17 protein-coding genes are annotated in these 21,229 nt (G+C 48.1%); 7 read left to right on the forward strand and 10 right to left on the reverse strand.

The features are described from left to right. Positions 1–167: 167 nt before the first annotated feature. The 3 genes from alr to KO512_RS10680 all read right to left on the reverse strand — a co-directional run bounded on the left by alr (position 168) and on the right by KO512_RS10680 (position 3,163). A complete protein-coding gene (alr, locus tag KO512_RS10670) occupies positions 168–1,250 on the reverse strand; it encodes an alanine racemase (RefSeq protein WP_215952334.1) in 1,083 nt (360 codons plus the stop codon). A 78-nt stretch (positions 1,251–1,328) separates the two neighbouring features. Next, positions 1,329–1,715 (reverse strand): RidA family protein, encoded by a 387-nt coding sequence (locus KO512_RS10675; RefSeq protein WP_215952335.1) that lies wholly within the window; start codon positions 1,713–1,715, stop codon positions 1,329–1,331. Positions 1,716–1,903: 188 nt separating this feature from the next. Then, a complete protein-coding gene (locus tag KO512_RS10680) occupies positions 1,904–3,163 on the reverse strand; it encodes a D-amino acid dehydrogenase (RefSeq protein WP_215952336.1) in 1,260 nt (419 codons plus the stop codon). 171 nt (positions 3,164–3,334) lie between these two features. Here KO512_RS10680 and KO512_RS10685 point away from each other — a divergent pair, with 171 nt between their 5' ends. Further along, complete coding sequence (locus KO512_RS10685) at positions 3,335–3,832, forward strand: winged helix-turn-helix transcriptional regulator (protein ID WP_126158210.1); 498 nt, start codon at positions 3,335–3,337, stop codon at positions 3,830–3,832. 71 nt (positions 3,833–3,903) lie between these two features. Here KO512_RS10685 and KO512_RS10690 read toward each other — a convergent pair whose 3' ends face one another. Continuing rightward, positions 3,904–4,809 carry a LysR substrate-binding domain-containing protein gene (locus KO512_RS10690; protein WP_215952337.1) on the reverse strand — a complete coding sequence of 302 codons (906 nt, stop codon included), beginning with the start codon at positions 4,807–4,809 and terminating at the stop codon, positions 3,904–3,906. A gap of 135 nt (positions 4,810–4,944) precedes the next feature. Here KO512_RS10690 and KO512_RS10695 point away from each other — a divergent pair, with 135 nt between their 5' ends. From KO512_RS10695 to KO512_RS10705, 3 genes are all read left to right on the forward strand, one after another. Next, the gene (locus KO512_RS10695; RefSeq protein ID WP_215952338.1) at positions 4,945–6,267 is read left to right on the forward strand and encodes a D-serine ammonia-lyase; all 1,323 of its coding nucleotides are present in this window, start codon (positions 4,945–4,947) and stop codon (positions 6,265–6,267) included. Positions 6,268–6,511: 244 nt separating this feature from the next. Further along, positions 6,512–7,864, forward strand: coding sequence for an alanine/glycine:cation symporter family protein (locus KO512_RS10700; protein ID WP_215952339.1), 1,353 nt, complete (start codon positions 6,512–6,514; stop codon positions 7,862–7,864). 259 nt (positions 7,865–8,123) lie between these two features. Beyond that, entirely contained in the window at positions 8,124–8,864 is a 741-nt protein-coding gene (locus KO512_RS10705) for an alpha/beta fold hydrolase (RefSeq protein ID WP_215952340.1), read from the forward strand. Positions 8,865–8,869: 5 nt separating this feature from the next. On the opposite strand, the gene KO512_RS10710 is transcribed toward KO512_RS10705, so the two are convergent. Further along, positions 8,870–9,802 carry a LysR family transcriptional regulator gene (locus tag KO512_RS10710; RefSeq protein ID WP_215952341.1) on the reverse strand — a complete coding sequence of 311 codons (933 nt, stop codon included), beginning with the start codon at positions 9,800–9,802 and terminating at the stop codon, positions 8,870–8,872. A gap of 217 nt (positions 9,803–10,019) precedes the next feature. On the opposite strand from KO512_RS10710, the gene KO512_RS10715 reads away from it, so the two are divergent. Next, positions 10,020–11,339: an aminotransferase class III-fold pyridoxal phosphate-dependent enzyme gene (locus tag KO512_RS10715; protein WP_215952342.1), complete on the forward strand. Its 1,320-nt coding sequence runs from the start codon at positions 10,020–10,022 to the stop codon at positions 11,337–11,339. Between the two features lie 192 nt (positions 11,340–11,531). Here KO512_RS10715 and KO512_RS10720 read toward each other — a convergent pair whose 3' ends face one another. Next, positions 11,532–14,627 carry a bifunctional diguanylate cyclase/phosphodiesterase gene (locus KO512_RS10720; RefSeq protein ID WP_215952343.1) on the reverse strand — a complete coding sequence of 1,032 codons (3,096 nt, stop codon included), beginning with the start codon at positions 14,625–14,627 and terminating at the stop codon, positions 11,532–11,534. A 434-nt stretch (positions 14,628–15,061) separates the two neighbouring features. Here KO512_RS10720 and KO512_RS10725 point away from each other — a divergent pair, with 434 nt between their 5' ends. Beyond that, complete coding sequence (locus KO512_RS10725) at positions 15,062–15,568, forward strand: DUF1003 domain-containing protein (protein ID WP_215952344.1); 507 nt, start codon at positions 15,062–15,064, stop codon at positions 15,566–15,568. Positions 15,569–15,570: 2 nt separating this feature from the next. Beyond that, positions 15,571–16,152 (forward strand): mechanosensitive ion channel domain-containing protein, encoded by a 582-nt coding sequence (locus KO512_RS10730; RefSeq protein ID WP_215952345.1) that lies wholly within the window; start codon positions 15,571–15,573, stop codon positions 16,150–16,152. Here KO512_RS10730 and KO512_RS10735 read toward each other — a convergent pair. The 4 genes from KO512_RS10735 to KO512_RS10750 all read right to left on the reverse strand — a co-directional run bounded on the left by KO512_RS10735 (position 16,149) and on the right by KO512_RS10750 (position 20,954). After that, entirely contained in the window at positions 16,149–16,691 is a 543-nt protein-coding gene (locus KO512_RS10735) for a cupin domain-containing protein (RefSeq protein ID WP_215952501.1), read from the reverse strand. The genes KO512_RS10730 and KO512_RS10735 overlap by 4 nt on opposite strands. A gap of 280 nt (positions 16,692–16,971) precedes the next feature. Next, on the reverse strand, positions 16,972–18,429 hold the full coding sequence (locus tag KO512_RS10740; RefSeq protein ID WP_215952502.1) for an NAD-dependent succinate-semialdehyde dehydrogenase: 1,458 nt from the start codon (positions 18,427–18,429) through the stop codon (positions 16,972–16,974). Between the two features lie 129 nt (positions 18,430–18,558). Beyond that, on the reverse strand, positions 18,559–19,767 hold the full coding sequence (locus tag KO512_RS10745; RefSeq protein WP_215952346.1) for a CaiB/BaiF CoA transferase family protein: 1,209 nt from the start codon (positions 19,765–19,767) through the stop codon (positions 18,559–18,561). Beyond that, on the reverse strand, positions 19,767–20,954 hold the full coding sequence (locus KO512_RS10750; RefSeq protein WP_215952347.1) for an acyl-CoA dehydrogenase: 1,188 nt from the start codon (positions 20,952–20,954) through the stop codon (positions 19,767–19,769). Before KO512_RS10750 ends, KO512_RS10745 begins: the two co-directional genes overlap by 1 nt. Positions 20,955–21,229: the final 275 nt, after the last annotated feature.

Raw genomic sequence — 21,229 nt, forward strand, 5'->3', positions numbered from 1 at the left:
TCCATGATCGCCACAGCAGATCATTATCTCGCTATCATCGTTGACGCTAGATTACCCCTGCCTGAATACAGAAGCCATCCCCGTTATTATCATCGCAGTGTCGCTATATTTTTGTTTCAGCGCATAAAAAAACCGGCACAGGGCCGGTTTTATAAATATATTCACACTTAACGATTTAAATAGTGTTTATACACTCGACGAGTAATACCGGTAAACAGTGTATAAGGGATCGTATCACAGTAGGTTGCTACCTCTGCTGCGGTGACATTTTTGCCCCAGAATTCAACTTCTGTACCGATATCAGCTCCCTCAATACCGGTTAGGTCGATCCCCAGCATATCCATTGAAACACGACCGATAATACGACTGCGCTGACCGTTCACCCAAACCGGCGTACCCGTCACCGCGTGACGAGGATAGCCATCGGCATAACCCATCGCAACCGTACCCACACGGGTCGGTTTATCCGCACAGAAATTACCCGCGTAGCCAACCGTTTCACCGGCCTGAACTTCACGTACCGCAATGACTTCGGAGGTTAACGTCATCGCCGGAATCAATTTATCGGCATTCTCCTGAGCTTCAGGAAACGGCGTTGAACCATATAACATCAACCCTGGACGCATCCAATCACGGCGTGCACTAGGCCATGCCAACACGGCAGCCGAGTTAGCCATACAGTGAGGCGCATCAAGGCCTTCAGTGGCTTTATTAAACACAGCCAACTGCTTGTCGGTATCCGCCTTGTCCAGCTCATCAGAGTTAAAGAAGTGTGTCATCAAGACGATATCGGAAACATTATCCAACTGCTTCAGACGTTTAAAGGCGGCCTGATAATCATCTGGATGTACGCCCAAACGGTTCATACCAGAGTTCATTTTTAACCAGACGGTAATCGGCTTACTCAGTTTAGCCTGAGCAATTTGTTCAATCTGAGCAAGACTATGCACTGCGCACCAAACACCGTGCTCACTGATATAATCCAACTCACTGACGTCAAAATAGCCTTCAAGAAGCAACACCGGCTTCTGAATACCGGCCTCAATCAGCTCGGCACCCTCTTCAAGGCAGGCCACACCAAAGGCGTCCGCTTCAGCTTCCAGCGCTTTAGCGACTTCGATTGCGTCATGCCCATAAGCGTTAGCTTTGACAATAGCGACCGCATGACCCGCAGTGTTCAGGGAACGTGCCAGTCGGTAGTTGTGCCGGATAGCATCCAGATCAACTGTAATTTTAGCTGCTCGACTCATTCTAGTTTACTTTACCCTCTGTTCCGGTCGGCTACCTGCCTTTTCCTCAACAGGCAACCAGGCACGTTAACTGGTTATTTAAGCGATAACCATAACCGCTTCAACTTCGATATCCGCATCCTTTGGCAGCGCCTTAACAGCATAAGCGGCACGGGCAGGATATGGTTGCGCAAAATAACGCGCCATCACTTCATTAACGGTGGCAAAGTTAGCCAAGTCCGTCAGTAGAATATTGACTTTAACCAGATCATTCATCGTTCCACCTGCTGCTTCAGCAACCGCTTTCAAGTTCTCAAACACCTGAACGGCTTGAGCTTCAAAAGATTCGGTCACCATTTCCATAGTTGCAGGTACCAGCGGAATCTGACCCGACATATAAACGGTGTTATCGACTTTTACAGCCTGTGAATAAGTACCGATAGCAGAAGGAGCATTTTCAGTCGCGATGATTGTCTTTGTTGTCATGATGTAAATTCCAATAATAAATACTTAATTAAATCAGTGGCGATCAACCCAGTAGTGAGTCGATTCCATGAGTCCGCATGCCGAATCAGGGGCCGCTAATTATAACGGGTAAAAAAAACTGAGCACAGAGGTATAGTAAATCTTCGCAAGGTGCGTAATAAAAACCTCTGTGCTCAAAAAATAACGGTCTACTTTCGACCGTAGCGGGTAACCGATAAACCTTCAGGATCGATATCAGTTTGCTTACCACTGATGACATCGGCAATAAACTTCCCAGACCCCAGTGACATAGTCCAACCTAAGGTGCCGTGCCCAGTATTCAGGTAGAGATTAGGATAGCGAGTAGCACCCAGAATCGGCGTACCATCCGGCGTCATCGGCCGCAATCCGGTCCAAAATTCAGCCTTCTCAAGATCACCACCACCGGGGAACAGATCACCGACGGTAAACTCAACATTTTTACGCCGCTTTTCCTGCAGCGAGGTATCGTAAGAGGTGATTTCAGCGGTACCACCGACACGAATACGGTCATCAAAACGGGTGACGGCTACTTTATAGGTTTCATCCATCACCGTGGAAACCGGCGCTCTAGATTCATCAATAATCGGCAGTGTCAGCGAATAACCTTTGATGGGATAAACGGGGACAACAACGCCCACATTGGCCAACAACAAAGTACTGTAGCTACCCAAACACATCAGGTAGCGATCCGCAGTCAGCGTTCCTTGATTGGTTTTAACGCCCACAATATCCTGATCATCACTGATCAGCCCTTCGATTTCAGTATCAAACTTAAATTCAACACCCAGCTTTTTACACTCTTCAGCGAGTCCGTTGGTGAATTTAAAGCAATCACCGGTTTCATCGCCTGGTAAGCGCAAACCACCGATAATTTTATCTTTCACATAGCCCAGTGCAGGCTCTCGGGCAACACAACCATCACGGTCGAGCACCTCATAATCGACGTTGCACTCATCCAGTACAACAATATCTTTAGCCGCCGCATCCAGCTGCTTTTGGCTACGAAACACCTGCAAGGTACCGCCGGTGCGACCTTCATAATCAATTTCGACTTCAGAACGCAGATCTTTGAAACAATCACGGCTATACTCAGCCAGACGCATCATGCGTGCTTTGTTGGTGTGGTATGATGCTTCTGTGCAGTTGGCCAGCATTTTGGTCATCCACTTAAGCGTGTTAGCATTCACCTTTGGGTTGATCATCAACGGCGCCAGATCTTGCATCATCCACTTAATCGCTTTAAGTGGTACACCTGGTGCAGCCCAAGGCGCAGAATAGCCCGGCGAGATCTGACCCGCATTGCCATAACTGGTCTCTAACGCAGGTCCACTCTGCCGATCAACGACGGTCACCTGATGGCCCTGTTTGGCCAGGTACCATGCGCTGGTTACGCCAATGACACCGCTACCCAAAATCAAAATTTTCATCAAAGAATCCTATCCATTCTTATACTTATCACCAACATATGATTCAACTAGTGTATTGTATCTTTGACAGATTATTTTTTTGTATTTAAACTATTTTCAAAAATATTACCCTGCAAAATAGCATCAATAAAAATTTTTACCTTCCTTGGGAATGACGGGCAAAGTAACACTATGAATACAAAACAAAAACGAAAACTCGATAAGATAGACCTGAACATTCTGAAAACCCTGCAGGAAAACGGTCGTATCAGCTATGTTGATCTCGCTGATATTGTTGGCCTGAGCACCACTCCCTGCATGGAACGGGTGAAACGCTTAGAAAAAGATGGACTGATTCAGGGCTACTACGCCCGTATAGATCCACAAGCAATGGGCTATGGGATGCTGGTGTTTGTGGAGATATCCCTCTCTTACCAATCCCCCGATGCGTTTCTTAAGTTTAATAAAGCCGTGGTTTCCCTGCCCTATGTGCTCGAATGTCATCTGGTTTCCGGTGATGCCGATTTCCTGATCAAAGCACGTATTGCCGACATGTCGGAATACCGCGCCCTATTGGGCGAAATGCTATTAACACTGCCCGGTGTGAAAAACTCAAAGAGTTATATTGTCATGGAAGAGGTTAAAGAATCCCTTAGCCTACCGATCAATCCGGTTCAGCCTCGGGGTTAAACCTAATAACGCCATCGGTAACATACGAGGAAACTCAACAGTGGTGATTTTTGATCGGCAACCGGACTGCCTCAGCCCGGTTGACTGCCGACCTCCATCAACCAATCATGTACCGCTTTAATACTCGGATTACTCAATGCCCCATGGGCATAGAGAATATAGTAGGCACAACGACATTGCTGCCGACCATAGGGCGCAAATAACCGACCACGGATAATCTCATCGGTTAGCAACGACTCTCGTGCGATGGCCACGCCTAACCCAGACTCCGCCGCCTTAATCGCCATATCACCACGGTTAAAATAATGTCCGCGCTCGGTTTCAATATCATTCATACCACTGGCCTGCAACCAATAGCGCCACTCGGAATCAGGCTCGGCATCTTGCCAAGGCGCGGTATCATGTAACAAAGGTACCCAGTTAAGTGCCCCAGGGGCTTGCCAATCGATATCACTAAAATATTCAGGGCTAACCACCGGAAACAGATTTTCATCCATCATCCGCGAATAACTTAAGCCCGGATAATGGCCCACACCGTAATCGATAGCGATATCAAAATCACACTGCTGTAGGTCGAGCAGACTTCCCTCGGCAATCATATCGATACGAATATCGGGGTAACGTTTCTGAAAACCACCCAAACGGGGAATAAGCCACTTAAACACAAAAGAGGGTATTGAACGTAAGCGAACACTGCCCTCTGGATCGACACGTTTAATGCGGCTCAAACAACTTTCTAGACTGAGTAACGCCGGCCTAACCGATTCATAAAGCTGCAATCCCTGAATCGTTAACTCTACTTGACGAGTATGACGGATAAACAGTGTCACCCCGACCTGACTCTCAAGGTTTTTTATCTGCTGACTGACCGCCCCCGGGGTAATGGCTAATTCGCTGGCGGCCTGACTGAAACTCCGTAATCGTGCTGCCGCCTCAAAGGTGCGCATGGCCGCGAGGATTTGACTATTGATATGCATAGGAATATTTTTTATTGTGTTTTAAATTAGTTAGTCAAACTTAACCATACAATAGAAATGATCGTTTGTTTAGCCAGACTTTAGACTAGAAAATACCCCACTGCCTATACAAACATAATAAATGCAGAGCACCCTATGAACCCGCTTATTGATACCGCTCTAGGACAATCGCTTCATAAAGGCGAGCCTCTTCTCTGGTTAAATCCTAACTATCAAGCAGAAGAAGCTCAGTATCCATGCGAATTGTCCCGCAATGATATTGATCAAGCGGATCAACGCCTGCGACGGTTTGCTCCGCTACTACAACAGCTGTTTCCAGAATTAACATCGCAACAGGGATTAATCGAATCAAAACTACTCCCTGCGCCCCAACTGCAACAACAGTATTATCCCCATCTATCAGGCAAGCTAATAATAAAAGCGGATCATGCCTTACCTGTCGCAGGATCGGTTAAAGCTCGCGGCGGTATCCATGAAGTGCTTTGCCACGCGGAACAGCTCGCCTTAGAAAATAACATCATTCATAGCACTGCGGATGACTACCTCGCCCTACTCAGCCCCGAATGCAAAGCCTTGTTCAGTCACTATGAGATCGCCGTCAGCAGTACCGGCAACCTAGGGCTCAGTATCGGTATTATCAGCGCGGCGCTGGGTTTCAAGTCAGTGGTGCACATGTCGGTAGAAGCCAAGCAGTGGAAAAAACAACGGCTACGCGACCGAGGTGTCACGGTTATCGAGCACAGCAATGATTATAGTGCGGCGGTTGAAGCGGGACGCAATGCCTCCAACGCCGACCCTAGCAGCTACTTTGTCGATGACGAAAACTCCCCCCGACTCTTTCTTGGCTACGCGGTGGCGGCTTTACGGCTGCAACAGCAACTCGCAGACCAACAGATTGCTGTCGATGCCGAACACCCCCTCTTTGTTTATATACCTTGCGGCGTTGGCGGCGCCCCTGGTGGCATTAACTTCGGCCTCAAACAGGTTTTCGGGCCACACGTTCACTGTTTTTTTGCCGAACCGGTCGAAGCGCCCTGCGTTCTTGTAGGTATGCAGGCGGAAGATAAATTGCATCCCGAATCGGTCTATCAGGTTGGCCTTAATGTAGCTACCGAGGCGGATGGCTTAGCCGTCAGCATGGCCTCTGGTTGGGTCTGTTCGGTCATGGATACTCTCCTGAGTGGAATATTCACGGTCACCGATGATGAGCTATTTCTCGCCCTATACCAGCTGAAACACAGTGAAGCGATTGAGATAGAACCCTCTGCGGCAGCCGGTTTTTCTGGCCCTAGCTGGTTAACCCAGACGGCCCAAGGTAAAACCTATCAACAACAGCAACAGCTAACATCGGTTATGGATAATGCAACCCACCTGGTATGGACAACCGGTGGATTGTTCGTACCAACACAGGAGATGCAAAAATTTCAACAGCGGGGCGAGCAACTCGCTAACCGCTAAAGTATTCACAGCCGCACGGATGATGGATCGGTGCGGTGTGATCTTAGGCCAGACCACTTGTCTAGCCTGAGTGATACCGACAGCAACCATGTCGATATCGTTGGAGGAAGAGAGTAAAGAGAGAGGCTTTCAAGCTCTATCGTGATACTCAGCATCCAGCAAGCGACCGTCATAAACGGTCACCTTCCCAACCGCTGATCATAAGTCTGCCGGTTGGGAACATTACAATAATTATGGAGTTCATATGGAAGCTATTACGTCAATCATCGGCTCGATTAACAGCATTGTCTGGGGTCCGATGATGTTGGTTCTGATTTTAGGTGTTGGGCTGTTTCTGATGTTGGGTCTGAAACTAATGCCAATTCTCAAACTAGGAACCGGTTTTAAACTATTATGGAGTGGTCGTTCGGCTGAAGGCGAAGCGGCTAAAGAGGGCGAAATTCCTCCTTTTCAGGCACTGATGACCGCTCTTTCAGCCACCGTCGGTACCGGTAATATCGCGGGTGTTGCCACCGCGGTTTTCCTCGGCGGTCCTGGCGCACTCTTCTGGATGTGGTGTACAGCACTGGTCGGCATGGCCACCAAGTATGCGGAAGCCGTACTCGCGGTTAAATATCGTGAAGTTGATGAAGAGGGCAACCATGTCGGTGGCCCGATGTACTATATCAAAAATGGCTTGGGTTCTAACTGGGCTTGGCTGGGTACCGCCTTTGCTATTTTTGGTTCCGTTGCCGCCTTCGGTATCGGCAATACAGTACAGTCCAACTCTGTGGCCGACGTTATTCAATCGAACTTCGGACTCAATGTTTGGGTCACCGGTCTGATTTTGATGATACTGGTGGGCGCTGTTCTGATCGGCGGTATCAAACGCATTGGTAGCGTTGCGGGTGCCTTAGTACCGGTGATGGCCATTGCTTATCTCGTGGCTGGTTTAACAGTACTGGCGATCAACGCCGATGCCATTCCTGCAGCGCTAAACCTAATCTTCACCTATGCCTTTACTGAGAGTGCCGCTGAAGGTGGCTTTGCTGGTGCAGCTATCTGGATGGCGATCCGTTTCGGTGTGGCCCGTGGTATTTTCTCCAACGAAGCAGGTCTAGGTTCTGCGCCTATCGCCCACGCGGCAGCGCAAACAAAAGACCCCGTCCGTCAGGGCTTAGTCGCAATGCTGGGTACCTTTATCGATACTATTTTGATCTGTACCATCACCGGTTTGGTTATCATCACCTCCGGCGAATGGACCTCTGGGGTTTCCGGTGCGGCGCTAACATCTGCTGCCTTCTCCCAAGCACTGCCCGGTGTTGGTAACTATCTCGTTGCCATCTCGCTGGCCATCTTCGCCTTCACCACCATTATCGGCTGGTCTTTCTACGGCGAGCGTTGCGTTGAGTTTCTGTTTGGCATTAAAGCCATCGTCCCTTACCGCATCCTGTGGATCATTGCTGTACCACTCGGTGCGGGTGTTAGCCTCGATTTCATCTGGCTATTGGCCGATACCCTGAATGCCATGATGGCGATTCCAAACTTGATTGCCCTTGCGCTATTAAGCCCAGTGGTATTCAAACTGACCCGTGAATACTTTGCGAAACAAAAATAACCCATAGGTTATATCGAAGGAGGCTACGGCCTCCTTTTTTTATGCTTTCAGTTTACCTAGCCATCACTAAAACCAAAGCAAACAACCGCGATGATCTATTTTTCCGACTACACTTTAACTGAGTTATCAGCGATGCCTAGCAATAACCACGCTGAGACGGACGGCAAGCAGATCATCCTTGTCGCTGCCTGAAGCACTTAGCTACCGCATACGCTGATGTATCCACTGCGTTATTAAGCGGAGGTGAAACAATATCAATATGGCTAAACAACACTGGATATTACTACGAGGATTATGTCGCGAAAGTCGGCACTGGGGCGCCTTCCCAGAACAGATGCAAAAACGATTACCCAACACTCAGGTCAGCTGCATAGACCTACCTGGTAATGGCAAACGCTACCGGCACCCCTGCCCGACCTCAGTGAATGAATTAATCAATGACCTACACCGTCGGCACCGCCCAGAGCAGCCGGTGTATCTGCTCGGTTTATCTCTAGGGGGTATGATTGCTTACCACTGGATGCAAGAGTACCCCGATGATCTGCGCGGTATTGTCTTGGTTAACTGTAGCCTGTCCCCTGAGCACAGTTTACCGCTGCGCTTACAACCGAATGCATGGCCAAAAGTGATACGGGCGATGTTCAGCACCGGTTACCCACGAGAGAAAGCGCTATTTGAGCTAACTTGCGAACGGCAACAGGGTCGTGATGAACTATTAACATTCTGGCAAATGTATCAATTAGAATACCCACTCAGCTTTAGTAATGTCCGGCGGCAGCTACAACTCGCGGTTAAATGTGGCATTCAGCCTTATCCGCCGAAAAAACCCGTGTTACTCCTCAGCGGCGCCAAAGATAAGTTAATTAACCCCCGGTGTTCAGAACAGCTTTCAACCCGCTGGCATATGCCCCATTTTAACCATCCCGAAGCGGGTCACGACCTGCCCCACGACCAACCCGATTGGTTGATTAAGCAGATCAACGAATGGTTAAAAGAATAAGCGACTTATGCCGTGCCGTGAATATGTTGATTCAGCAACTCCATAAAGAGATCACGAGGCTTATTTAAAGGCCCTGTACGACGACTGATCGCCGCCACCTGTAGATTATAAAACCGCGTATCCGGCAAGAGCGCGCGCATGCGGCCCCGCATGACCCACTGTTGAGCAAACTTTTCCGCCAAGAAACCAACATAGACGCCCGACAGAATCATGGTCGCCCGCGTTTCATAGTAATAGGCTTCAGCTGCTTTGTTCATCTCGCCCAGCTGCATATTCGCTTCTGGGCTTGTCAGTACCCCTGCATGTACCAATTTACAGGATTTTAGTGCTTCGTTAAGCACCGCCTCATCCTGCTCGTGGAACAATGGGTGACGATCGCCGCAATAAAGCTGCGACCTATCTTTATACATCAGCAGAAAATCCAACCCTTCAATATCACGATGGTGAGGTATAAAACCGACATCCGCATCACCGTTAATAACGCGCCGTTCGATCTCGCCTAAAGGAGCCGTATCAAAGCTGATATACACATCCGGTGCTAATGCAGCAAACTCAGCCAACACCACATCGAGACCACAGCGCTCATCGAGACTGATGGTATCCGAGGTTAAAATCCGAACTTCACCGGTCATCTGCTGATGCAGCGCATTAACCGTGGAACGAAACTCCGCCAAGCGGGAAAACAGTTGTCGAGTGGCGTTATAGATCGTCAAACCTTCCTCGGTCAGGGCAAATCCAGAACGCCCCCGTTGACACAGTTTAAGCTTGAGCCGCGCTTCAAGATTGGACATATGTACCGAGATCGTTGAACGGCTGATATTCAATTCAACCTCCGCCGCCGAGAAACCGCCACACTCAACCACCGTTTTAAAAACCCGCAGCAGGCGAATCTCAAAATCCCCCACTTTGCCCATACTTTGTAGTGCTTTGCCGACCATCTGAGCCTCTGATATAAAGTTTTATAAACACTAAAGTAAGCATTCAATGTTTGTTATTTATAAGACTTTATCACTGACGCTACTATGGCGCCATAAGGCCATTCAGTTAAACCTTAAAGTCCTCTGCTAAAACTCGGCTTTAATGTTCAACGATTAACCTTCCAGCTGAGCTGACATCAGCAACGGCCAATACTAATAACCTAAACAGGGTTTTCTCATGAGCACAAACATCAATATGGATGCGTTCTGGATGCCATATACGGCTAACCGGGACTTCAAAAACGAGCCGCGTATTATCGAGCGCGCTGAAGGTGTAATGTATTACACCAATGAGGGCCAAGAAATTCTTGATGCCACTGCTGGGCTCTGGTGTGTTAATGCCGGTCATGGCCGTACCGAGATCGCTGATGCCGTTAGCAAACAGTTGTGCAATCTGGATTATGCTTCACCGTTTAACTTTGGCCATGAGATCGGTTTTGAGTTTGCCAACCGCCTCATCAAACATACGCCAGCGTCTCTGAATAAGGTGTTCTTCGCTAACTCCGGTTCAGAAGCGGTTGAGTCTGCCCTGAAGATCGCCCTGCAATATCAAAAATCCCGCGGTAAAGGCGGTAAAACTAAGTTTCTTGGTCGTGAACTGGCCTACCACGGTGTTAACTTCGGTGGTATCTCTGTCGGCGGCCTGACACCTAACCGTGTTGGCTTTGGCCCACTGCTGCCAACGGATCACCTGCCTCATACACTGGACATCGCTAATAATGCGTTTAGCAAAGGGTTGCCAGAACAGGGCATCGATAAAGCCGAAGCACTTGAGCAACTGATTAACTTCCACGGCGCTGAGAGCATTGCCGCAGTCATCATTGAACCGATGAGTGGTGCCGGTGGCGTTATTATGCCGCCACAGGGTTACCTCAAGCGTATGCGTGACATCTGTGATCAATACGATATTCTGCTGATCTTTGATGAAGTCATTACCGGCTGGGGCCGTTTGGGTTCAGCCTTTGCTTCAGAAGAGTTTGATGTGGTGCCAGACATGATCACCTCGGCAAAAGGTATCACCAACGGTGCGATCCCTCTGGGTGCGGTATTCGTTAAAGATGAAATTCACGATCAGATTGTTAATAACGTCGCGGTCGGTGGCATCGAGTTTTACCATGGCTATACCTACTCTGCTCACCCAGTCGCTTGTGCTGCCGGCTTAGCAACACTGGATATCTATGAGAAAGAAGGTTTGCTCACCCGCGCCAGCGGTGAGATTGGCACTCACTTCGAGAATGCTCTGCATAGCCTGAAAGATGCACCCAAAGTGATTGATGTACGTAACTACGGACTCGTTGGCGCAGTGCAGTTTGATGCCTCAGTCGCGGCCAATGGCCCCATCGGCTTAGACTTCCAGAAAGGCTGTTACAAACGCGGCGTGATGGTGCGTACCATGGGCAACATCGTTGCTTTCTCTCCACCGTTAACTGTTGAAGCGAATCATATTGACCAGTTAGTGAACGTGCTACGCGAAACGGCAGAGGATATGTTTGCTTAATAAATCCCTCCGCTTAAAAGCGAGTTAAACAGTTTTGAAGCTGACCTCTCGGCTTCAACTTTTACGGACGTCAATCATCGCTAGCATAAGATTGACGTCCGCTTTTTTATCCGTTTTCATCTGGTTTTATTTATCAGTACTTCGACCAACCCTTCTACCCAGCTTCAACCAGACCTTCTATCTAGCTTCGATCTAAGTTCGCTGCCCCCGTAGCAACTGTTCAAACGCATCAAGATCCACGGCCTTTGAATAGAGATAACCCTGACCATAATCGCATCCTAGATCCAATAACAGACGATGCTGTTGTTCGGTCTCAATTCCCTCAGCAACCACCTTAATACCTAAGTTATGGGCCATCATAATAATCGCTTTACACAACGTATAGGCATCTGATGAAAGGGCGAGATTTTTAACAAAATATTGATCAATTTTCAGATAATCAATATCGTACTCGCTGATATAAGCCAGACTGGAATAACCCGTGCCAAAATCATCCAAAGCGACTTGCACACCGGCTGCTTTAAAGGCATTCATCTTCTCACGAATTTCAGTCGAACGACTCATCATCATCCCTTCTGTGATTTCCGCCACCACTGACTGACCCGATAACCCCATCGAACTCAGCTGTTCAAGCCAAGACGATATATTGCTATCAAGACTTTCAAACTGTACCGGCGAGATATTGACGCTCAGCTGAAAATCCGGATTGTATTGCTGCTGCAGCATCAATACCGTTTTGGTCGCCTCTTCCAACACCCAGCTACCGATCGACAGAATCAGATGCGATTCCTCAGCCGTCGGAATAAACTCATCGGGCATCACTAAGCCCTTTTCCGGATGCTGCCAACGAATAAGGGCTTCAGCTTTACAAATAGAGCGATCGGTCATCAACACCTGCGGCTGATAATAAAGGACAAACTGATGCTCTGTTACCGCCCGGCGCAAATCGGCAATCAAGCGCATTCTTTTCACCGCTTCTTCTTGCATCTCACGGGTGAAATACTGAAAACAGTTTCGACCATTTTGTTTAGCCGCATACATCGCTTGATCCGCCGATTTGAGCAGATCATTAGCATTACGACCATCATCCGGATAAAGCGTAATACCAATACTCGCGGTAATGTAGGCGGTTTCTTCACCGAGAAGATAGGGTAACGATAGTGTCTGCAACAGGTCTTCACAGATAGAATTCACCATATGCATGTTTTTGACCTGGCTGAGGATGACGATAAACTCATCCCCACCTTGGCGTGCCACGGTATCAACCGAGCGAACACATGATGAGATGCGCGAGGCGACCTGAATTAATAACTGATCACCGATGACGTGACCAAGGGTGTCATTAACCTCTTTGAACAGATCCAAATCGAGCAGTAAAACAGCGGTCGATAAGCCATCCCGGTCGGTATGCTCAAGCTCTTGGGTAATCCGGTCACCGAGGAGTTTTCGGTTGGGCAGCCCCGTGAGGATATCCATATGCGCCTGCTGCCAGATCATCTCCTCCGCCTGTTTCTTCTCGGTGAAATCAATAAACATAGCGATGCGTCGAAACGGTAGACCCGCCTCGTCATAAACGGTGTTAATCGTTAACCATACGGGGTATATCTCGCCATTTTTGCGCAGATTGTAGATCTCACCTTCCCAGTTTCCTTCTCGGGTCAACTCTTGCCAAAGAGCCTCATAACCGCCTGTATCTTGATAACCTGATCTGAGTAGGGCTGGGGTTTTACCCACAACCTCGTCAAGACTGTAGCCCGACGCCTGAGTAAAAGCGGGATTGGCATCCAGAATTAAGCCGTCGGCATCGGTCACTAAAATACTCTCACTCATCGAATGAAAGACCATTGATGATAGCTCCAATGACTCATCCGCTTCTTTTTTAGCGGTCACATTACGCACCACCATCACCGACTGGCCAGAGCCCGCTATCCGATTAAGACGCGCTTCAAAATACTTTTTACCACTGGGAAGTTCGAGACTGTATTCCCAACCAACTAATTGCTGGAGATCATTTAACTGTTGCAGATGGCTCATGAAATTAACCGATTCAGGCATCACCTCACTCATCCGTTTATGCAAAAAATCATCGGGTGAGGCATACAGGTCAGATTCAACATCCGCTTTAAAATCGAGAATAGTGCCCTCTTCATCAAGTCGAAAATAGAGATCGGGTAACGCCTGAAAAACAGAGTTCAATTCCTCGTTTCGCTCCAACGCTTGCTGCTCAGCTTGCAAACGTTTCTTCGCCATATCCTGAAACTGGTGATGTAACTGCATAATTTGAGGTGCCGCCCGGGGCAGCGTTACATCGCTAAAGCGGCCTTGTGACAATAACCGAGTCGCACGGGTCAACTGGGACAAAGGGTCAAGAACGCCACGTTTCAACCCTTTTATCGCCATCATCAACACGAGCAACATAACCCCACACATCAGCAATAAACTCAAATACAACTGCCGATTAGCCGCGGCAATTTCTTTTTCCACAGGGATACCGATACTCATTGAGATTACTCGACCAGAAGGCGTTTTATAGAGTTCAGCGGAGAAATAGACCCGCCTGATACCATCCTGATCCGCTAAAATAGGGCCTTTTTCTTCAGCAGTTCGCTGAGAATACGGTGACACCGGGGTACCAATTTTCTCCCTTATTGATGGAAAGTTCGCAATAGTAAAACCCTCAGCATCAGCAATCACCGCCACAGAGCCCGCGGGTAAGCCAGATTCAGCGAGGTATTTACTCCACCAGTTAAGCGAAATAACCGCCACTACAGCACCAATAATAGCGCCATCATCACCCATCACGGGATAGGAAAAATTAATACTGATCACATCCGCGACCCGGTCTTGTTGAAACTCTCCGATAGCAAAGGTGCGGTTCTCAATAGTGCGTTTAAAGTAACCTCGATCGGCCACAGATATAGGTTTTTCAAGAGGAAGCGCACTGCAGATCAGTTCACCGTCATGACCAGGAACACCCAGATTGATATAGTCAGCGTTCAATTTTAAAATGCTGGCGAGATAAGCAGAACAAGCGGGAGCGGAAGGCTTTTTAACCGGTATCGTATCCGCCAATAACTCAAGATAACGGCGAGTATTTTCTACCAACAGTTGTTGATGCAAAACCGAATGCTGGACAACAAAACGAGCCTGCTCACGACTCACATTAATCGCAGATTCGCGTTGTTGCTGCACATGAATAATAACCGTCAAAAAACCGGGTAATGCGACTAAAAGCATCAACAAAAGAAGTCGGTATTTCAACGAGCCAAACAAATAACTCATTATCATTTTTTGCTTTCCTTAGCCACACGCGCTCCATCCAACCTGATATACCAAGCCAGAAACCCATCAGATAGAGGAAGCAGCACAACAGTACGTGTTGGCTACAACAAGTGATGTATTGTTCGCATTAACTGGTCTTAATATATAGTAGTTTCATTCTATCCAATTAACCTTAATAGAATAAGGTTTTTCTTTTAATCACTGGGATTAAGCCATATTGCTCTCTCTTTATAGAGGTTAATACCCCGAAACCGTCAATAATACGAAGCCGTCACCATCATCAATTTTTCGCGATTAATGCAGCAGAGGCAGGCTAAACAATATTTAACGAAGAAAGAATGGGTTATAACTGAAGTAGTATGTCATCATTCTGATCAATAACCCGCTGAGTAATAATATGATCTTCAACTGGCCAATGAATTGACCATAAGGACAGTGTAATGAAACGCTATTTTGAAAATCTAGCAAAAGCCTTATTAGGGCAAAATTACAGCGCGCTCGCTGAAAATGAGCAAAGAGTCATTAACAGCATTGCCGAACATACGACCGTTTCTGAAAACGTCAACGATGCTTACAGTGATAGCCTCACCACCGGACAAAAAATTGCCGATGTGGTCGCCCGATTTGGTGGTTCTTGGTGGTTTATCTCATTGTTCTTTATGTTTATCATCGCCTGGATTGTTACCAATAGTTATCTATTGATTGATCAACCGTTTGACCCCTACCCCTATATCCTATTAAATCTTGGGCTTTCCAGTTTGGCCGCATTTCAGGCCCCCATCATTATGATGTCGCAAAACCGTCAGGCCGCTAAAGATCGAATCAAACAGGACGCCACTTTTGAGATCAACCTGAAACTCGAGCTACAGGTTATGCGCTTACATTCCAAACTGGATCAACTCAGCGAAACGCTCGCTCAATCAACACAAAACAGGTCAGGGAATTAAGGATGAAATACGTTATCGTTTTGGCGGTCATTGCGGTATATGCCCTCGCTATACGTTTTATCAACCGTCATATCAACCGGCTTGGGGAACTCAAAGGCACCGATCCATACCGGCTCAAATATATCGCTAAAACACTCAACATTGCCTTAACCGTACTCTTTTTTACACTACTGACACTCATATTGGGGATTCAATATGCTCAGCTATCGGTCTTTTTGTCATCGGTGTTTGCCATTATCGGCGTAGCGATGTTTGCCCAATGGTCGATACTCAGCAACATCACCGCTAGCTTAATCATCTTCTTTGGCTTCCCCTATCGAGTAGGCGACTCGATCAAGGTCGTGGATAAAGACGACGATATCAGCGGTATCGTTGATGAGATCACTCTGTTCCATGTCATTATCCGGCGTCAAGGTGAAATCATCACCTACCCAAACACCCTTATTCTGCAAAAAGCGGTCATAAAGTTTGATCACCCCGTGCCCAATAAAGAGACCACAGAAGCGGTCATCCATGAACCAGCGTTAGACACGAAAACCACTGCCGAAACTCAACCAACTGACGTTCGACCAAAAGAGACTTAAACCGAGGGGTTCGCGCTGACTATCTCGCATGCTTCATCGGAGATATTGCGAAAGCGATGGGGACGCTGACTGTTGAAATAGTAACCATCTCCCGCTTTCAGGTGATAGACCTGAAAGCCCACCGTCAGTTCGATCTCTCCACTGATAACAAGACCCGCCTCTTCACCTGGGTGCTGCAACATTTCACTACCGGTTTCGGCACCCGGTTCATAACGTTCTCTCAGTAGATCCATCGAGCGCCCTTTATGACGAGCACCAATCAATTTAAGACTGAGGTTATTAGAGCCAATATCTGGCATCTCTTCCGCTTTATAGACCACACTCTCAGGCTCGATCTCCTCAATATCGAGAGTAAAAAAATCACCAATCGAGATGGGAATACCCGACAAGACCTTCTTCAGTGAACTCACAGAAGGACTCACGCCGTTTTTCTCAATCATTGAGATGGTACTGTTAGTCACCCCAACCCTTTTCGCCAGTTCCCGTTGCGAAAGCCCATTCATTTTACGAATCGCCTTTAAACGTTCGCCAACATCCATATGCTCCACTTCAGTTTCCGCCGTTAGTTATTTCATTGGTTAGAATAATCGCACATCTATATAACACTGTGTGCGAAATATTTTATAGAAAGACGGGAATAGGAGAAAGCGGCGGCGATTTTCAGAGCGACAATTTAGTTAACCACGACAACCAGCCTGACACACGCATAGAGGTTATCCACAACAGAGTCGCACTTATTATATGAATCCCCAGCTTTCTTCTCGGTATAAAAAAACGCACCTCAAAGAAGTGCGTTCTGTTCGATCCCGCTAAATGGCGTTATAAACCGCCGACGAGGGTATATTTGATTTCCAGATAATCATCCATACCGTATTTAGAACCTTCACGGCCGGTACCTGACTCTTTAACGCCACCGAAAGGCGCGACTTCAGTCGACAGAATGCCATCGTTAACAGCCACCATGCCATATTCCAAGGCTTCGGAAACACGGAACACCCGCGCATAATCACGGGTAAAGAAGTAGGCCGCCAAACCAAACTCGGTATCATTGGCGATGCGCACGGCTTCCTCTTCGGTTTCAAACCGGAACAGTGGTGCGACTGGGCCAAAAATCTCTTCGTGGGCCAAGCGCATATCATTATTAATATCGGCAACAATGGTCGGCTCATAGAAGTTACCGCCCAATGCGTGCGGCTTACCACCGGCAATGATCCGCGCACCCTTTGCCACCGCATCCTCGACCATCGAGGTTACTTTATCGACCGCGGCCCGGTTAATCATGGGCCCTTGCTGAAACTCACCTTCGAGACAGTTACCTACTTTCAATTTCGCCACTTCAGCGGCATAACGCTGGGCAAACTCTTCATAGATACCACTTTGAATCAACAAACGATTAGCACAGACACAGGTTTGACCAGAGTTACGATATTTTGATGCAATCGCGGCAGGAATCGCTTTATCTAAATCGGCATCATCAAACACGATCAGTGGCGCATTGCCCCCTAGTTCCATTGACGTTTTCTTCACCGTATCGGCACACTGACGCATCAACTGCTTACCTACCGGAGTAGACCCTGTAAAGGAGAGCTTACGGACCACTGAACTATCGGTTAGTGCCTTACCCACTTCGATCGGACGTTTAGTGGTGAGTACACTGATGACACCCGCAGGTATACCGGCTCGATCAGCCAGTTCCATCAACGCCAACGCGGATAGTGGCGTATCTTCCGCCGGTTTAATAATCATGGTGCAGCCGACGGCTAACGCCGGGGCACATTTACGGGTGATCATCGCATTAGGGAAATTCCATGGCGTGATGGCCGCTGTTACCCCGATCGGCTCTTTGGTCACGATAATCCGTTTATCGGCCGCGTGGCTGGGGATAACATCACCATAAGCCCGCTTACCTTCTTCGGCAAACCACTCAATGAATGAAGCGCCATATAATACTTCGCCGGCAGATTCTGCCAATGGCTTGCCTTGCTCTGCGGTCATCAGCATCGCCAAGTCATCTTTATTCGCAACGATCAGTTCAAACCATTTCCGTAATAAAACAGAACGCTCTTTAGCCGTTTTCTTTTTCCAACTTTTAAACGCGACATCGGCAGCAGCAATCGCGGTTTCCGTTTCGGCAACGCCCAAATCAGGTACCGTCGCGATCTGCTCGCCGGTGGCTGGGTTAATCACCGAATTGGTTTCCCCATTGAGTGCATCAATCCACTGACCGTTGACATAGGCTTGTTGTTTTAACAAAGAGGGATCTTTCAGGGTAATCATCTGTAACTCCAAAACAGCATTGCCATCCACATAGGTGATCCAGATGACAATTGAAATATAGAACCTGTTATGCGCTTGAATGACTCAAGCTTAGACATAAATAGTATAAATAACGTGGTTAACTAATCTTTAGCCAACCACGTTGTTTGCTTTTAATTGTGCAATATCTACTTCACTTAACCCCAGCTCAGCTAACACTTCATCTGTATGTTGCCCCAACATCGGCGGCGCAGCGTTATACTCAATTGGCGTTTGTGAAAACTTCACTGGATTCGCCACCGACGCCACACTACCAGCGACTGGGTGAGGCAGATCAACCCTTAGCTGCCGATGTTTCACTTGCGGATCAGCAAATACCTTATCGAGTGTATTGATCGGCCCACAAGGCACACCCTGCTCCGACAATTGTTCTAACCACCAATCACTACGCTGATGGGTCATCAGTTCAGCCACGATCGGGGTCAAATCATCGCGATTTTCAACCCGCAGTGAATTCGTCTCAAAAGCAGGATTGGTTGCCAATTCAGGCGCCCCAGCGAGAGCACAGAACTTAGCAAACTGACCATCATTACCCACCGCTAGAATGATATGTCCATCCGCTGTAGGAAACGCTTCATAGGGCACGATATTCGGATGGGCATTACCGAATCGAGCGGGAGGCTTATCGCTGGCCAGATAGTTCATCGCCTGATTAGCCAGCGTGGCCACCTGCACATCCAGCAGGGCCATATCGATATACTGACCCACACCGGTTTCACGGCGATGTAGCAAGGCGGCCTGTATCGCATTGCAGGCATATAAACCGGTCATCACATCCACCAAGGCGACACCGACTTTCATCGGCTGGCCGTCGGGCTCTCCGGTCACACTCATCAAACCACCCATGGCCTGAATCATAAAATCGTAACCGGCCCGTTCAGCGTAGGGGCCATCCTGACCAAACCCAGTGATTGAGCAATAAATCAACGCGGGATTAACGCTTTTAAGGCTGTCATAATCGAGACTATATTTCTTCAAGCCTCCAACCTTATAGTTTTCAATCACCACATCCACCTCTGCGGCTAAGCGCTTAATCAACGCCTGCCCTTCCAAGGTGGTTATATCGATCGCAATGGACTGTTTGCCACGGTTAGCCGCATGAAAATAAGCCGCATCAACGGGATTGCCTTGGGCGTCTTTCATATATGGCGGCCCCCAGCTGCGGGTATCATCACCACAACCGGGACGTTCGACTTTAATGACTTGAGCACCAAAATCAGCCAACATCTGACCGGCCCAAGGACCCGCCAGAATCCGACTTAAATCCAATACCTTGATATGACTTAACGCGCCAGCCATTAGAAAAACGCCTGAATGCCTGTCATCGCCCGCCCCAGAATCAGCGCGTGAATATCGTGAGTACCTTCATAGGTATTCACCGCTTCAAGATTCATCACATGACGGATAACACCGAATTCATCCGAGATACCATTACCACCGTGCATATCACGGGCAACGCGGGCGATGTCTAACGACTTACCGCAGTTGTTACGCTTCATCAGCGAGATCAACTCCACTGGGCAGCGGTTATCATCCATCAAACGGCCCATCTGCAAGCAACCCTGAAGCCCCAGTGAGATCTCAGTCTGCATATCAGCCAGTTTCTTCTGTACCAACTGATTCGCCGCCAAAGGACGCTGAAACTGAATCCGATCAAGAGTGTATTGGCGTGCAGCCGTCCAACAAAATTCGGCGGCACCTAGCGATCCCCAAGCAATGCCGTAGCGAGCTTTATTCAAGCAACCGAAAGGACCAGCCAATCCCTGCACATTTGGCAGCAGATTTTCATCGGGTACAAACACATCCTGCATAACGATTTCACCGGTCACAGAGGCACGCAGTGAAAACTTACCTTCGATTTTCGGTGCACTCAGGCCAGGCATACCTTTTTCCAGCACAAAGCCGCGCACGACGCCATCCAGTTTTGCCCATACCACAAAGACATCAGCCACCGGTGAGTTGGTGATCCACATCTTCGCGCCTTTAAGGCAGTAACCACCGTCCACTTTAGTGGCGCGGGTTTTCATATTATTAGGATCAGAGCCAACATCCGGCTCAGTTAGACCGAAACAACCAATCCATTCACCGGAAGCCAGTTTTGGCAGATATTTCATCCGCTGTTGTTCGTTACCGTATGCGTAGATAGGGTGCATAACCAAAGAAGACTGCACCGACATGGCCGAACGATAACCACTATCCACCCGTTCAACCTCACGGGCAACGAGGCCATAGCAAACATAGTTAACGTCAGAACCGCCATACTGTTCTGGCAAAGTGGAGCCGAGTAAACCAAGCCCACCCAACTCTTGCATGATTTCAGTATGGAAAATCTCATTACGGTTGGCTTCAGTGACTCGAGGCAACAACTGACCTTGACAATAATCACGAGCAGCATCGCGTACCATCCGCTCCTCTTCGGTCAGTTGAGTTTCAAGGGAGAATGGGTCTTCCCAGTTAAAGGCAGGCTTTGTAGAAGATTTGCTCACGGAACACACCTCTTTGCTTTTTAATTATGTGCGGCGATCTCAATAGACAGCTTTTGACACTTATTATAATGGCAATAACCACTGCATATTGTGCATTATTTTTTACAAAATCAAGTACCCAATCACAGGCCTAACGCTGATTTTGTACTACTATCGATATTACCTTTGCGCCCTGTTGAGCGTATATGCCCCAACAGGGGGAGGCAACAGACACTCAATGAATAACCACTCAACTAACAGCCAACACCGCTACGCCTGAAACAATAACCCATAAA

Source organism: Amphritea atlantica (assembly GCF_018860855.1).
Taxonomy (GTDB): Bacteria; Pseudomonadota; Gammaproteobacteria; order Pseudomonadales; family Balneatricaceae; genus Amphritea; species Amphritea atlantica_A.